12 protein-coding genes are annotated in these 15,035 nt (G+C 71.3%); 7 read left to right on the top strand and 5 right to left on the bottom strand.

The genetic code is table 11. From position 1 onward, the window contains the following. The first annotated feature begins 39 nt into the window (after positions 1–39). The 3 genes from ACGFZS_RS44355 (at position 40) to ACGFZS_RS44345 (ending at position 3,588) form a co-directional block, all read left to right on the top strand. On the top strand, positions 40–1,506 hold the full coding sequence (locus ACGFZS_RS44355) for an aldehyde dehydrogenase family protein (RefSeq protein WP_393799924.1): 1,467 nt from the start codon (positions 40–42) through the stop codon (positions 1,504–1,506). 177 nt (positions 1,507–1,683) lie between these two features. Then, positions 1,684–2,514 (top strand): helix-turn-helix transcriptional regulator, encoded by an 831-nt coding sequence (locus ACGFZS_RS44350; protein WP_393799923.1) that lies wholly within the window; start codon positions 1,684–1,686, stop codon positions 2,512–2,514. Positions 2,515–2,601: 87 nt separating this feature from the next. After that, positions 2,602–3,588: a tetratricopeptide repeat protein gene (locus ACGFZS_RS44345; RefSeq protein WP_393799922.1), complete on the top strand. Its 987-nt coding sequence runs from the start codon at positions 2,602–2,604 to the stop codon at positions 3,586–3,588. Here the strand turns inward: ACGFZS_RS44345 and ACGFZS_RS44340 are convergent. Beyond that, positions 3,572–5,299, bottom strand: a complete 1,728-nt coding sequence (locus ACGFZS_RS44340) for an FAD-binding protein (protein WP_393799921.1) — start codon at positions 5,297–5,299, stop codon at positions 3,572–3,574. The genes ACGFZS_RS44345 and ACGFZS_RS44340 overlap by 17 nt on opposite strands. 216 nt (positions 5,300–5,515) lie before the next feature. Here ACGFZS_RS44340 and ACGFZS_RS44335 point away from each other — a divergent pair, with 216 nt between their 5' ends. Together ACGFZS_RS44335 and ACGFZS_RS44330 are read left to right on the top strand one after the other, a co-directional pair. Continuing rightward, on the top strand, positions 5,516–8,329 hold the full coding sequence (locus tag ACGFZS_RS44335) for an ATP-binding protein (RefSeq protein WP_393799920.1): 2,814 nt from the start codon (positions 5,516–5,518) through the stop codon (positions 8,327–8,329). Between the two features lie 171 nt (positions 8,330–8,500). Next, positions 8,501–9,232 (top strand): sigma factor, encoded by a 732-nt coding sequence (locus ACGFZS_RS44330; protein WP_393799919.1) that lies wholly within the window; start codon positions 8,501–8,503, stop codon positions 9,230–9,232. Between the two features lie 49 nt (positions 9,233–9,281). On the opposite strand, the gene ACGFZS_RS44325 is transcribed toward ACGFZS_RS44330, so the two are convergent. Both ACGFZS_RS44325 and ACGFZS_RS44320 read right to left on the bottom strand, forming a co-directional pair. Beyond that, positions 9,282–10,451, bottom strand: a complete 1,170-nt coding sequence (locus ACGFZS_RS44325) for a low temperature requirement protein A (protein WP_393799918.1) — start codon at positions 10,449–10,451, stop codon at positions 9,282–9,284. A 181-nt stretch (positions 10,452–10,632) separates the two neighbouring features. Further along, the gene (locus tag ACGFZS_RS44320) at positions 10,633–10,986 is read right to left on the bottom strand and encodes an antibiotic biosynthesis monooxygenase family protein (protein WP_393799917.1); all 354 of its coding nucleotides are present in this window, start codon (positions 10,984–10,986) and stop codon (positions 10,633–10,635) included. Positions 10,987–11,144: 158 nt separating this feature from the next. Between ACGFZS_RS44320 and ACGFZS_RS44315 the strand changes: the two genes are divergently transcribed. Next, the gene (locus ACGFZS_RS44315) at positions 11,145–11,588 is read left to right on the top strand and encodes a MarR family winged helix-turn-helix transcriptional regulator (RefSeq protein WP_393799916.1); all 444 of its coding nucleotides are present in this window, start codon (positions 11,145–11,147) and stop codon (positions 11,586–11,588) included. 11 nt (positions 11,589–11,599) lie between these two features. Here the strand turns inward: ACGFZS_RS44315 and ACGFZS_RS44310 are convergent, their stop codons facing one another. Next, complete coding sequence (locus ACGFZS_RS44310; RefSeq protein ID WP_393799915.1) at positions 11,600–12,301, bottom strand: GNAT family N-acetyltransferase; 702 nt, start codon at positions 12,299–12,301, stop codon at positions 11,600–11,602. Positions 12,302–12,533: 232 nt separating this feature from the next. Then, positions 12,534–13,532, bottom strand: a complete 999-nt coding sequence (ilvC, locus tag ACGFZS_RS44305; RefSeq protein WP_393799914.1) for a ketol-acid reductoisomerase — start codon at positions 13,530–13,532, stop codon at positions 12,534–12,536. Between the two features lie 243 nt (positions 13,533–13,775). Here ilvC and ACGFZS_RS44300 point away from each other — a divergent pair, with 243 nt between their 5' ends. Then, entirely contained in the window at positions 13,776–14,843 is a 1,068-nt protein-coding gene (locus tag ACGFZS_RS44300; RefSeq protein WP_393799913.1) for a ferritin-like protein, read from the top strand. Positions 14,844–15,035 lie beyond the last annotated feature (192 nt).

Below are 15,035 nucleotides of genomic sequence, written 5' to 3'. Positions count from 1 at the left end.
TCCACGAGTGACCTGGATCATGGGCATGGGAGGGCATGGATGCCCCGCGACGAGCGATGTTGTCTGGGCGGCATGAGCGAAAACCCCGAGCTTCCGTTCCCGACCCCGTCCCACTGGATCGACGGCCGCGCCGTCCGCGGCTCCGGGCCGCTGATCGACGTGGTCAATCCCGCCGACGCATCGGTCCTCGCCACGGTCCGGGAGGGCACCTCCGAAGACGTGGACCTGGCGGTGGACGCCGCGCTGGCCGCCTTCCCCGGATGGGCGGCGGCGTCTGCGCGGCACCGCGCGGACGTCATGCGGCGCCTGGCCGAAGGCCTGCGGAAGCACAGTGAGGAACTGGCGGCGACCATCACCCTGGAGATGGGCGCCCCGATAGCCTTCTCCCGACAGGCACAGGTGGGGTTTCCCATCGCGTCGACCCTGGCCGCGATCACGGCGGCGGAGCGGTTCGAGTGGACGGCGGTGGTCGAGAACTCGCTCGTCGTCCGTGAGCCCATCGGCGTGGTGGGGGCCATCACCCCGTGGAACTTCCCGCTCCAGCAGCTGGTGACCAAGGTCGTCCCCGCGATGCTGGCGGGCAACACCGTCGTCCTCAAACCCTCGGAGCTCTCCCCCCTCAGCGCCCGGATGTTCGCGGAGATCGCCACCGAAGCGGGCCTTCCGAACGGTGTCCTCAACGTGGTGCAGGGCACCGGCCCGGTCGTCGGGGAGGCCCTCTCCCGCCACCCGGGGATCGACATGATCTCGTTCACCGGGTCCACCCGCGCCGGCCGAAGCGTCTCCGTCGCCGCCTCCGCCACGGTCAAGCGGGTCGCGCTCGAACTGGGCGGCAAGGCGGCCCACATCATCCTTCCCAAGGCCGACCTCGACTCGGCCGTCACCCGCGGACTGGCGTTCGCCTGGGCCAACGCCGGTCAGGCCTGCGGCGCCTACGTGCGCATGCTCGTGCCCGAGAGTCTTCAGGAGACCGTGGTCGACAAGCTCCGGTCGGCTGCCGAGGCATACGTCGTCGGTGATCCCACGGACGAGGGCACGCGGATCGGCCCGCTCGCCTCGGAGACCCAGCGCCTGCGCGTCGACGACTACATCCGGCGCGGCATCGCCGACGGCGCCACGCTCGTGGCCGGCGGCCCCGGCCGGCCTGAGGGCTTCGAGACCGGAGCATACGTCCGGCCCACGATCTTCTCCGACGTCGACCCCGCGTCGGTCATCGCCCAGGAGGAGATCTTCGGCCCCGTCCTCGTCGTCATCCCCTACACCGACGACGACCACGCCGTGGAGATCGCCAACGGCACGATCTACGGACTCAACGGTGCGGTGACCGGTGACGAGGACCACGCCCTGGCGATCGCCCGGCGCCTGCGCGTCGGCCAGGTCGACGTCAATGGCGGACAGCACAACTTCCAGGCCCCGTTCGGCGGGTACAAGCAGTCCGGCAACGGCCGGGAGATGGGCCGTGCCGGTCTTGAGGAGTTCCTGGAGACCAAGGCGATCACCCGCTGACACCGTCGGCCCCGCCGTATGACAACACTGTCAGCGAATGCGCCCCTCGGTCCTGGACAACCGAACCAGCACACTGTTTCCCGGGAATGAGGGACCCTGGCCGCAGGGTTGACACTGTCGACGCACTGAGCGACGGCGGCGTCCGGCGCGGCGCTCCTCCCCTGAGAAAGGACGACCATGGCGGATCGGGCAGCACTGGCGGCCTTTCTCAGGGCACGCCGCCAGGCCCTCCAGCCCGAGGACGTCGGGTTGCCCCGCGGCCGTCGCAGGCGTACCGGAGGGCTGCGCCGTGAGGAGGTCGCGGCACTGTGCGACATGTCGGTGGACTACTACAGCCGGCTGGAGCAGCCGCGGGGCCCCCGCCCCTCGGAACAGATGCTCGCCGCGATCGCCCGCGGACTGCACCTGTCCCTGGAGGAACGCGACCTCCTCTTCCAACTCGCCGGTCACGCCGTGCCGCAGCGGACGAGACGCGGCGACCACATCAGTCCGGGGATGATGCGCATCCTGGACCGACTGGAGGACACTCCGGCCCAGGTGGTGAACCACCTTGGCGAGACGTTGAGGCAGACGCGCCCGGCGGTGGCGCTGCTGGGTGACCAGACCGTCCACACCGGACTGGCACGCAGCGCCCATTACCGCTGGTTCACCGATCCGGTCTCCCGACGGGTCCACCCCGAGGGCGACCACGCCGAGCAGAGCCGTCTGATGGTGGCGGACCTGCACGGCGCCTACACCCGCGACGGCGGCGACTCGCGTGCCGCCGAGCTCGTGTCCGCGCTGACCAGGGAGAGCCCCGAATTCGCCGGCATCTGGCGCGAGCGCCCCGCGCTGGGGCCGTACTGCGCCGCCAAACGCTTCCGGCACCCGCACGTCGGGACGCTGGAACTGCACTGCCAGACGCTGGTGGACCCCGACCAGTCGCAGCGGCTCGTGGTCTACACCGCGACACCGGGAACCGAGAGCCACACCAGCCTCCGCCTGCTGTCCCTGCTGCCGATCGCCTAGGCACGGCGCTCGCCCCGCCCCACGCCGGGAGTACCGCCGTTCAGCCCGAAGCGCACTGAACCCTTGGCCAGCGGTTATCCTCTGGCGATGTCGAATCGGTCGGTGGGGGCGGGCGTCGGTCTCGCCGGTGTGATGGCGCACTGCGGTGGAGACCCGGCAGCTGCCGTGAGGCTTCTGGCGGGGGCAATAGCCTCGGCACCGGCGGCGACGGAGCCCTATGCGGCCCTCGCCGAGTTGTGGCGGAGCCGACGTCCGGAAGTGAAGGCGGGCCTCGAACAGGACGGCTCGTTGAGCGCGGTGCTGGCGCAGGCGTACTTCTTCTTCCTCGAAGGGGACATGGACGACGCCGCGATGGCCCTCGGTTCGGTCACGGGCGTCCGGCCCGACGTGGCATGGGGCGCTGCCCCCTGGTTCGGCGATGCCCGCTTTCTCGGCGCGGTGAGCGCCGAGGCTCTGGCCGAGGCGTGTCTGCGGACGCTGGACTACGATCACGACCTGAACACCGACGAGATGCGTGAGCGGTTCGCGCCCTGGTTCCACGCCCTCGACGTGGTGTCCGAACGGAGCCCCGTCCCGGAGTCACTGGCCGCGATGGCCCGGCTGCCCCGGCACTGCGGGCGGTACGAGCTGGCCTTCGCGCTGTGCGACCGCGCCGACGCCGTGGCTCAGGTCATGTGGACCGCGGTCGCACGAGCCGGCACCTGGCGCGAGCTGGGCGACCTGGACCAGGCCGCGGCGGCCTTCGAACGCGCCCTGACCCTGGACCCCGCCAACTGGTCCCCGTACCTGGACCTGGCGGACGTGAGTGCCGAGCAGGGCGACTTCGCCGCGGCCGCGCACCTCGTCCAACAGGGCCTGGAACATGCCCCACACGAGATCTCCCTGCGCGCGGCGGCCGCCGCCTACCGCACACGCCTTTCCGGCTCGTCCGGTGATCTGAACGCCCTGATCGACCTGGCGCCGGAACTCGGCAGCACCCCCTACCGGAATCTGCTGATCGACTACGCCTGTGCCGGGCCGGACCTGCCCCGGGAACTCGTCGAGAAGGCCCGCCGGGTCATTCGAGCGACCTGACGTCGGCCGAGACGTCACGCATCAACTCGGCGATGTCGGTGGGGATGGGCGGGACGGGCTCCCGGCGCACCCCGGTTGCCGGCGACCACACGAGGTTGACCTGCAGATCAGGGTCGGCATCGGGGTAGTCGGACCGGTGGTGCCAGCCCCGCGTCTCCCGCCGCTCCAAGGCGCACTCAAGAGTGGCGCGCGCGGCGAGGACGGTGGACCTGAGGTCATAGGCGTACGCGAGGTCCTGGAAGCCGCCGATGTCGATGTGCACGCCCACGTGCCGCATACGGCCCTCGATCTCGTCGAGTCCGGCGAGTCCGGCGGCAAGACCGGTCTCGTCCCGCACGACACCGGCGTGCTCGGTCATCAGGTGGCGCACCGACCGCAGCAGCGCGCGGACGTTCTGGTCGCCGTCGGCGGCCAGCAGGCGGTCGACGTCCGCCTGCGCGGCGCGAACCACCGCGGGCGACCGATGCTGGGCGGTGAGCCGGGCCGAGTACTCCGCCGCGGCCCGGCCGGCGATTCGGCCGTAGACGAGCAGTTCGATCAGGGAGTTCTCCTCCAACCGGTTCGCGCCGTGCAGTCCACTGGCCGCCTGCCCGATCACATAGAGCCCGTTGACATCGGTGCCGTGGTCCTCGGGCCGGACCCGGACACCGCCCATGGAGTACTGGGCGGTCGGCGCGACCTCGATCGGGTCGTGGGTGATGTCGAGCATCTGCAGGTCCAGCAGGCTCTGGTGCACGCGTGGCAGCCGCGCCAGCACGGTCTCACGCGGCAGATGGGACAGATCGAGCCACACCCCGCCCGCCCGGGTGCCGCGGCCCTCCTTGATCTCCGTGTACGACGCCAGCGCGACCCCGTGCCGGCTGCCGAGCTCCATCCGGTCGGCGTCGTAGCGCGCCATGAACCGCTCACCGAGGTTGTTGAGCAGGACCCCGCCCTCGCCGCGTGCCGCCTCGCTGACGAGCACGCCGGCCGCGTGCTCCGGCTCGACGAGTCCGAAGGGGTGGAACTGCACCAGTTCGGGATCCCGCAACCGGGCACCGGCCTCGACCGCGAGGCGGAAGGCGTCGCCGGTGTTCTCATGGCGGCGCGAGGACGTGTGCCGCCAGATGCGCGTGTGCCCTCCGGTCGCCAGGATCACGGCGTCCGCGTGCACCAGGTAGCGGGAGCCGTCGACGAGATCGAACCCGTACGCACCGAACACCGTCCCGTCCTCGACCAGCAGCCGGGTGACGTACACGCTCGACAGGACGGGAATGCCGAGCCGCCTCGCGCGTTCGCGGAGCGCTCGCCGTACCTCCGGGCCGGCGAACTCACCGGCGAACGCGGCGCGATGGTACGTGGGATCGCCGAACGGGCGCCCGGCGGCCCGGCCGTGACCCTGTCGGCCGAGACACGTGCCGTAACGCCCCACGTCGTGGAACTCGCGCCCCGCGTCGTGGGCCACCACCTGCGCGGTGCGTGGGTCGGCCAGCATGCGGCCCGTGCGCAAGGTGTCGGCCGCATGCCGTTCCCAGGTGTCGCCGCCGCCGGTGCCGGGCGCCCGCTCGAAACCTCCTGGTGTCATGGCCGTACGGGCGTCGTCTGCCGGGTACCTGACCACCGCGAGGACCGCGACACCGGCCTCGGCGACCTCGACGGCCGCTCGAAGGCCCTCCCCACCGGCCCCCACCACGAGGACGGACGTGGCGAGCTGGTGTCCGAGCGAAGACATGGGACCTCCTGTGACGGCGGACGGGCAGGGCATGGGCAGTGGTCGACCGAGCAGCAGGCCCAGATGTGACAGCCTCGGAGGATTTTCTGACGTGGAGTCCGTCACAACGTTCCGACACAACGTGTGGGCACTGTCGCGGGTATCGTGGCAAGGATCGTTGCGTCAACCGTTGTGGAAGCTTCCCGTCCCCCGGATTCCCCGAAGGAGCCACGTTCCATGATCGCCAGCCCGCTTCCGGACCTGGTCGGCCGAGACCGCGAGTGCGCGGCGCTCGACGACCTGCTGGTCGGCCTGCGCGAAGGCGGGTCCCGAGTACTGGTGCTCCGTGGGGAGGCGGGCATCGGGAAGTCGGTGCTGCTGGAGTACGTGGCCGCGCGGGCCTCGGGGGTGAAGGTGACGTGGGCACACGGCATCGAGGCCGACATGGAACTGCCCTACGCGAGCCTGCACCAACTGTGCGCGCCGTTCCTGGACGAACTCGGCGAACTGCCGGAACCCCAGCGCGACGCCCTCCGCGTGGCGTTCGGGATGGCGGCCGGAGACCCGCCCGACCGCTTCCTGGTCGGCCTCGCCGTGCTCACCCTGCTCACCCGCGCCTCGGAGACCCGGCCGGTGCTCGTTCTGGTCGACGACGCCCAGTGGCTGGACCAGGTGTCCTTGCAGACCTTGGAGTTCGTGGCCCGGCGACTGCTCGCCGAAGCGGTCGCGATGACGTTCGCGGTGCGCGACCCCGAGGGGCAGGCCGCGCTCACGGGTCTTCCGGCGCTGACGGTCGGCGGTCTCGACACCATCGCGGCAGGAGAACTCCTGGAGGGCGCCGTCGGCGGGAAGCTGGAGAAGCGGGTCCGTGACCGGTTCGTGGCCGAGATGCACGGCAACCCCCTCGCACTGCTCGAGTTCTCCCGTGGCCGCAGCGCCGCCGAACTCGCCTACGGCCTGGACTCGTCGAGTCACCCGGGCATCCAGGGACCGGTCGCCGGCCGGGTCGAACAGGACTTCGCCAACCGGCTCGGGTCGCTGCCGGCGGCCACCCGCACCCTGCTGCTGATCGCCGCCGCGGAACCCGTCGGTGACGCGCGCCTGCTGGTCCGCGCGGCCGCCATTCTCAAGATCACGCCCTATGCCGCACCGGCCAAGGCGGCCGGCCTGATCGAATTCGGCGAGTCCGTTCGGTTTCGGCATCCGCTGGTCCGTTCGGCGGTGTACCACCGGGCCGAGCCCGAGGAACGCCGAGCGGTACACCGGGCGCTGGCCGAGGCCACGGACCCCGTGCTGGACCCCGACCGGCGTGCCTGGCACGCCGCCCAGGCCGCCGACGGGCCGGACGAAGAGGTCGCCGCAGGGCTGGAGCGGGCCGCCGACCGTGCGCGGCAGCGCGGCGGGATCGCGGCCGAGGCGGTCCTGCTCGAACGCGCGGTCGAGGCGACGCCGGACCGGTGGCCGCGCGGGCGCCGAGCCCTCGCCGCCGCCGAGGCACACTTCTCGGCTGCCGCGCCCGACCGGGCCACCGAGCTGGCGACGGTGGCCGAACTCTGTCCCCTGAGCGACCTGGACCGCGCCCGGCTGGCGCGGCTGCGGGCCAGGATCCTCTTCGCCCGCAGCCGCAGTGACGAGGCGGCACCTCTCTTCCTCGACGCCGCCGCCCAGTTCACCGCCGCCGGGTCGCCACTGGCGCGGGAGACGTACCTGGAGGCGATCGGCGCGACCGTCTTCGCGGGCCGGGTGCACGGTCCGACAGGTGCCCGGGCCGCCGCGATCGCGGCCCGCGGCTCCGGCGCGCCCCCCTCCTGCTCCCGGGCCGCCGACCTGCTCCTGGACGGTGTGGCCGCGCTCCTCGCGGACGGCTACGAGACCGGTGTCCCGGCCCTGCGCGGTGCGCTGGAACCCCTCGCACACGAGGAACTCGGCACCCGTGAGGCGACCATGCGCTGGCTTCTGCTGGTCCCGGTCGCGCTGGAGGCGTTCATCCACTACGGCTGGGACCTGCACGCGTGGGACACCCTGTCGAGCCGCGCGGTGCGCCTGGCCCGTGACATCGGGGCGCTGGGCGCGCTGCCACCTGCCCTCATCTACGCCGCCGGGGTGCACATCCACCGCGGTGACTTCGCCGAGGCGGCCCGGATGATCGACGAGGCCGACGCGCTCGCGGCCGCGACCGGCCACGCCCCCCACAAGTACGCGACGCTCGTCCTGGCCGCGTGGCGGGGCGAGGCGGACGTCGCCGCCGGCATCATCGAGGAGGCCAGGCAACGGGCCGACGAACGGGGCGAGGTGTCCCTGCTGGGCGCCATGGGCTACATCCAAGGGGTGCTGTTCAACGGCCTGGCACGTTACGAGGACGCCCTGGAGGCCGCCCGCACCGGCATCGAGCACGACGGGTTCAACTTCACCGGCCTCTCGCTGGTCGAACACGTCGAGGCCGCCACCCGGTGCGGTGAACTCGCCGAGGCCCGCGCCTCGCTGGCCCGGCTGGTCGAACTCACCGGGGCCGCCGACTCCGGCTGGGCCCGTGGCGCCGGCGCCCGCAGCCGGGCCCTGCTCGCCGAGGGTGACGAGGCCGATCGTCTCTACCGCACCGCGATCCAGGAGTTCGGCCGCGGCACCGTGACCGTGGAGGTGGCACGCACCCACCTGCTGTACGGCGAGTGGCTGCGCCGCGGCAACCGCCGATCCCTGGCCCGGGATCACCTGCGTACGGCTCACGAGATGTTCGACGGAATGCGGGCGCACGCGTTCGCCGAACGGGCCCGCCGCGAACTGCTCGCCACCGGGGAGCACGTCAGGGCACGGGAGGACCAGCCGGCGAGTTCCCTCACCCCCCAGGAGTCGCAGGTCGCGACGCTAGCCGCCGACGGCATGACGAACGCCAGGATCGGTGCGGAGCTGTTCATCAGCCCGCACACCGTGGAGTGGCACCTGCGGAAGGTGTACACCAAGCTCGGCATCAACTCCCGTCGCGCGCTGCCGGCTGCCCTCGCGAGCACCCTGGCCACGCACACCAGAGACGAGACCACGGTACGAGCCGGCTGAGGGCCGGTGCGGCCCCCCCCGGACCCCCCCGGACCCCCCCGGCCCCCCCCGGACCCCCCGGGGGTCCCCACGGACTCGACCACGGGGATCAAGGGCGCGGTGGGTGGTGACTCCGACGGAGGGTGGAACCAACGCCCTTGAGGGGTGCCCGTCCACGAAGAGGAGTCCCCGATGCCCGCCCCCAGTCCGGAGACCACGACACCGGCCGAGCCCTCGACCGTCCGGCCGGACGAGGACGACCTGGACCTCGCTCTCGACGTCTTCCTGGCCCAGCGGACACGACTGTTCCGCATCGCCTACCGCATTCTCGGCGACGCCTCGGGAGCCGAGGACGTGGTTCAGGAGGTGTGGCTGCGCTGGCAGCTCACCCACCGTGCGTCGATCGAGAATCCGGCCGCGTTCCTCACCACCGCCACCACCCGCCTGGCGATCAACGTCATCCAGTCGGGACGGCACCGCCACGAGACCCCGGCCGACCCGCAGGCGGCCGACCTCGGCGACCGGTCCACCCAGGATCCGCTGCTGAGCGCCGAGCGAACCGCGGCGGTCGAGGCGGCCCTGGCCCTGCTCATGGCGAGGCTGACACCGGATCGACTGGCCGCCTACGTGCTCCGGAAGGGTTTCGACTTCACCTACGCCGATCTCGCGGAGCTGCTGCGGATCAACGCCCCGCACGCACGGGTGGTGGTCCACCGCGCGCAGGCACGCCTCGACTGCGACCGTGAGCGGCCGGTGCCCGCCGCGTCGCACCGGCGTCTCGTCACCGCGTTCCGGACCGCCGCCGGCACCGGAGACCTGGAAGGCCTCGTGCGGCTCCTCGTCCCCGAAGGGGGAGTCCACCGCTTGCCGGCGCCGTCCGGCCGATCGGCTCTCGGCCCGGCGGCCGTGCGGGTTCCGGCATGATCCTGCCCGGCCGGACGGAGGCCGGCTGAAGCGCCGGCCCTTGTCTCCCTCAACGCCCCGGCGGGGTCCCAGGGCGCCGGGCGCCCGACACGAACGTGTGGTGACGGATGGTCAAGGACGCCGCCACGCTCGCCGCCGCCACTCCGCCGGCGCACAGCACCGCCCAGGTGCCCGTGAACGTGCAGGCCAGGATCGCGGCGGCGGTGAGCGGGAGGACGATCTGCTGCCGTAGCGACGGCTTGTAGTGGCGTGCGTGCAGGAGCCAGGTGAAGAAGACGAATCCGGCCGTGGGAAGGGTGACCGCGGCGGCGCCGGTCAGGGTGCCGACGGGTGCCTCGCCGGTGACCTGCTCGACCGCCGTGTGGAGTCCGGCGCCGATCGCCGCGGCGCTGCAGAACACGAGGTAGTGGCCGTATCCCCACAGGAACGCGCTCTTCCCGCCTCGCAGATGTTCGTGGATGGGCACGATGAAGTAGGTCCAGTAGGCGGCGAAGACGATCAGCAGGCCACCGGCCGCGATCGGCAGCAGGTCCGTGGAACTCCCCCTGTCCACCGCTCGCTGCACGGCCAGGGTCGCCGCGACGACCGTCTCGCCCAGGACGATCAGGGTGAACAGTCCGTAGCGTTCGGCGATGTGCCCAGGATGCCAGGGGGTGGGACCGCTGCGCTCGGCCACCACGGGTACGGCCAGTTCGGCGGCCGCGAGCAGCACGAACACCCCCGTCTGGACGCCACCGCGGGGCAGGAACCCGAAGGCCGCCCAGCCGACCGTCAGGAGGACGATGCCGGCCGCGTACCGCAGGGTCGTGACGCGGGGGCCGCCCCGCTCACCGCGTGCCGCCCTGAGCCACTGGGCGGTCAGGGCCAGCCGCATCACCACGTAGCCGGCCACCACGACCGTGTAGTCCGCATGGTCGAAGGCCCGTGGCACGCCGGCCGCCAGGATGAGCACGCCCGCGATCTGCACCAGTGTGGCGATCCGGTAGGGCACGTCGTCCGTGTCGTAGGCGGTGGCGAACCAGGTGAAGTTCATCCAGGCCCACCAGATGGCGAAGAAGGTCATGGCGTACCCCGCGACCCCGTGAGCGGTGTGACCGTGCACCACGGCATGGACCAGCCTGTCGCCCGCCTGGGCGACGGCGACCACGAAGCACAGGTCGAACAGGAGCTCCAGTGGTGTCGCGGCGCGGTGCGCCTCCCCGGGGTCACGCCTGACCATGACCCGAAGGAACGGCCTCGGCACCGTCCCGCCGTCCGTCCGACCGCCGCCCCGATTGCTCACAGCCCCTGCTTCCTTCCCTCTCCGATGGCCTGCGGCGACCGCGAGACCGTGGCCTTCCCCCCGTCCTGCCAGACCGGCGACCGACGCGCGCCTCACGAACGCGCGGCCGTCGCTGCTGTCAGGAGGGGTGGAGTTCGACCACGACGCGATAGCCGGCGGGTTCCGAGGTGATGTGAAGGCCCGGGTCGTCGAACATGCGCTGCAACGAGGCGTGCCACTCGGGGTTCCCGGTGGCTTCGTCGAGCGCGGTGCCCGAGGTCCACTCGGCGACGTGGACGAACCGCGTCTCGGGGGCGTCGGCCAGGGGACGGTGCAGTCGAGAGCGGAGGAAGCCGGGCTGTGCCGCCATGATCCGGGCGTTCTCCTGGTGCACCTCGGTGAAGTAGTCGGCCTCGTCCGCCGGCACGGTGTAGCTCTTGATCACGGTGACCGGCTCATCGGTGCCGGTCGCGGACTCCAAGGATTGACTCATACCGTGATGACCGACCACGCCATGATGTTGTGACACTCACTTGGCTGTCACAACGGCGGCCCCACTCTTGTCCACATGATGCAGACGAGCGCCGGCAGCTCACCGGCCGCCCGGTCCTGCCGGGACGCCGAGGACACTCACCAGGGAGACCATCGGTCATGAGCGACGATGCCACGTTGATCACGCAGTGGAACCGGCTGACCCGTGTCCATCGCCGGATCGAGAGCCGGATGGAGCGACACCTTCATCGGCATCTGGGCCTGGGGGTGAGCGAGTTCTACGCCCTTCGGGCCTTGCGGGAGAGCGCGCGAGCCGGAACGGGGCTGCTCTACCTCAACGACCTGGCCGGCGGGATAGGCCTCAGCCAGTCCGCCACCAGCCGCCTGGTGACCCGTCTGCAGGACCGGGGCCTGATCACCACGCACACCTCGCCGCGCGACCGTCGGAGCGTCGAGATCGAACTCACCGCCGTCGCCGACGACGTGCTGCGGTTGGGCACGCCCCTTCTCCACCAGGCGGTCGAGGAGGTCGTGCGGCAGCTCGGCGCGGAGGACGCCGACGAAGACCTGCTCCGCTATCTCAAGGGGAGCCCCGCAGGGTGACGGATGTCCGGTCAGGCAGGGAAGGCGAACAACCGGTACTCGGCCCTCGTCGTGAAGCCGAAGCGCCGGTACAGGGGCTTGCCCGCGGGGCTGGCGACGAGCGCGGCGGAGCGCATGCCCCTTTCCCGGCCCGCCCGGAGCGCGGCGACCGTCAGGGCCGTACCGATGCCCCGTCGGCGATGTGCTTCGGCCACGTGCACCAGAAAGATCCCGGCCACCCCTTGGGCAGTGATCACCACCGTCGACCCGACCACCCGGCCGTCCAGCACCGCGGCCAGCCGGACGATGTCCGCGTTGTCCTCGCGCCGCGACTCGATGCGCACCATCTCGGGCTCCAGGCCGGGAGCGATACCCATGGACGTCCGGTACGTCCGGACCAGCTCCGCCAGCCGGTCCCCATCCCCGACCGTCTCCACAGTGAGGCCGACGGGGGCATCGTCCGAACCAGCAGGATCGAGCGTGTCGTCCGGTCCGGCCGAGTGGCCGAGCGAACGCACCATCACCGGGAGGACGGCGAACTCCCGCCCTCCATGGCGCTGCAGGGCGTCGGCGGTACCTTCGGGGCTGTCCGGTCCGACCCACCACCACCAGGGAAGACCCGCCAGCTCCGCGCGGGCGGTGGCCACGGCCTGCCCGACGGCGGAGGCGGACCGCACTCGTACCACGCCGTTGAACTGCGGAGTGGCGAGCCCGCTGCGGAACTGATCGGCCACGGACCCCGGGCGGCTCCGCGCATCCCATCCCATGAGGTACTGACGGAAATTGGCGAACACCGACGCCAACCCGTCGATGTCCCGGGCCGCCTGCTGCCCTGGTGCCCGGTCATCCTCGTGCGGCGTGCCGCCCGCCCCCGCTGCATTCACCATGAACACGGCCTTCTTCATCGAGCTGGTCTGCCATCGGACGGGGGCCTCAGCGGGCCCCGAACCGCCGCCCGAGCGGGGGCTACGCCTCTTCGTCGACCCAGCTCATCAGCTTGCGCAGCTGCTTGCCGGTGGTTTCCAGCAGGTGCTCGGAGTCGGCGGTCTTGTACTCGTTGTACTTCTTCAGACCGCCGTGGTACTCGGCCATCCAGTTGTTGGCGAAGGTGCCGTCCTGGATCTCCGCGAGGATCTGCTTCATCTCGGCCTTGGTGGCGTCGGTGATGATCCGCGGGCCGGTGACGTAGTCGCCCCACTCGGCGGTCTCGGAGACCGACCAGCGCATCTTCTCCAGGCCGCCCTCGTACATGAGGTCCACGATCAGCTTCAGCTCGTGCAGGCACTCGAAGTAGGCGATCTCCGGCTGGTAGCCGGCCTCGACCAGGGTCTCGAAACCGGCCTTGACCAGGGCGGTGATACCGCCGGCGAGGACGGCCTGCTCACCGAACAGGTCGGTCTCGGTCTCCTCGGTGAAGGTCGTCCTGATGACGCCGGCGCGGGTGCCGCCGATCCCCTTGGCGTACGACAGCGCGAGCTGAAGTGCCCGACCCGTCGCGTCCTGCTCCACCGCCACCAGACACGGGACGCCGCGGCCCTCCTCGTACTGACGGCGCACCAGGTGGCCCGGGCCCTTGGGGGCGACCATGCAGACGTCGACGCCGGCCGGGGGCTTGATGAAGCCGAAGCGGATGTTCAGGCCGTGGCCGAAGAACAGCGCGTCGCCGTCGTTCAGGTTCGGGGCGATGGACTCCTCGTAGACCTGGGCCTGGATCGGGTCCGGGACGAGGATCATGATGACGTCGGCCTCGGCGGCGGCCTCCGCCGGGGTGACCACGCGCAGGCCCTGCTCCTCGGCCTTCGCCTTGGACTTGGAGCCCTCGTGCAGACCGACACGGACGTCGACACCGGAGTCGCGCAGCGACAGCGCGTGGGCGTGGCCCTGGCTGCCGTAGCCGATGACCGCGACCTTGCGGCCCTGGATGACGGTCAGGTCGGCGTCGGCGTCATAGAACAGCTCGGCCACGGGACACACCTTTCATGGATGACTCGCCGGGCAATGTGAGCACCAGGAGGGGCGGCGGGTCGGCAAGGTGTCCCGCCGGCCGAAGGTCGAAACACTATCTCACATCTGCCATGCAGCGACCCGTGCGTGTGAGGCACGGCCCACGGTGGTTCCCGACCTGTTGTCACAGATGTTTTGTCTGCCCTGTCAGTGAGGTGAGTCCAGGCCCCTGCGTCAACGACACGGAAAGCGAGACCCCCCTCCATGCTTCAGGACCAGTCCGGCACGTTCGACACCGCCTCGGCGACCGGCATCGCGACCCTGGAAGACCTGCGCAGGCACCTGCAGTGGGCCATCGAAGTCGAACACGCCACGCTGCCGCCGTATCTGACGGCCCTGTACTCCCTCGATCCCGAGCGGAACGCGGAGGCCGCACAGCTCCTCGGCGGTGTCTTCGTCGAGGAGATGATCCACCTCGCCCTGGCCGCGAACCTGCTCAACGCGGTCGGCGGACAGCCCCGCCTGGACGCGCCGCACCTGCTGCCTCCCCACCCGCGGACCATGCCGCACGCCGACCCGTCCATCGAGCTGGCCCTTCTGCCGTTCGGGCAGGACGCCCTCGGGATGTTCCTCCGTCTCGAACAGCCGGCGCACCCGGGAGACCCGGCCGAGGACGACGGCTACGAGACCATCGGGCAGTTCTACGACGCGATCGAGAAGGGTCTGCGGCGACTGTGCGCCGAACTGGGCGAGGACCAGGTCTTCTGCGGGGACCCCGCCCGGCAGGTGGCCGGCGGCCCGTTCGCCCACACGGCGGGGCACCTCGGCCCGGTCACCGATCTGAGTTCGGCGCTTGCGGCGCTGGACGAGATCGTCGAGCAGGGTGAGGGCGCCGCCCGCGCCGATGTCTGGGACGGGGACATCGACCTGTTCCACCCCAGGACCAAGGCGGTCTCGCACTACTACCGTTTCCAGGAACTCGCGCTGGGCCGGCGCTACCAGCCCGGTGACACGCCTCAGTCCGGCCCCACCGAGGAGGCGGTGACCGTGGACCCCGCCGGGATCCGCCCCCTGCGTCCCAACCCGCGGCTGGAGGACCACCCCGAGGGCAGCCCGGTCCGCACCGCGCAGGAGGCGTTCAACCAGACGTACTGCAAGATGCTGCAGCAGCTGGAGCAGGCCTTCAACGGCAACCCGGCGATGCTGGGTATGTCGGTGGGCACGATGTACGCGGTCAAGGGACAGGCCCAGAGCCTGATGGCCCTCCAGGACGACGACGGTCTCGCCGTAGGCCCGACCTTCGACTACGTCGCACCCGAGGACCGCGCCTGAATCACCTCCGCTCGCTCGGTCGACGCCGGTACGCGACCGGGCCTCGGCCCGGTGCGCACCGGGGCACACGCTTCAAGAGGCACGTCAGGAAGGCGGTGTTGAGCGTCTGCGGCGGCGTGGGCACGGGTACGGTGCGGCTCGGACACCAGACGCACGACCCAGGTCCCCTGGCCGAAGCCGGAGGTGCTCCGG

Origin of the sequence: Streptomyces sp. NPDC048288 (assembly GCF_043201555.1) — a bacterium.
Lineage (GTDB): Bacteria > Actinomycetota > Actinomycetes > Streptomycetales > Streptomycetaceae > Streptomyces.
The sequence above is the reverse complement of the archived record's forward strand: the minus strand, read 5'-3'. Positions and strand labels throughout refer to the sequence as shown.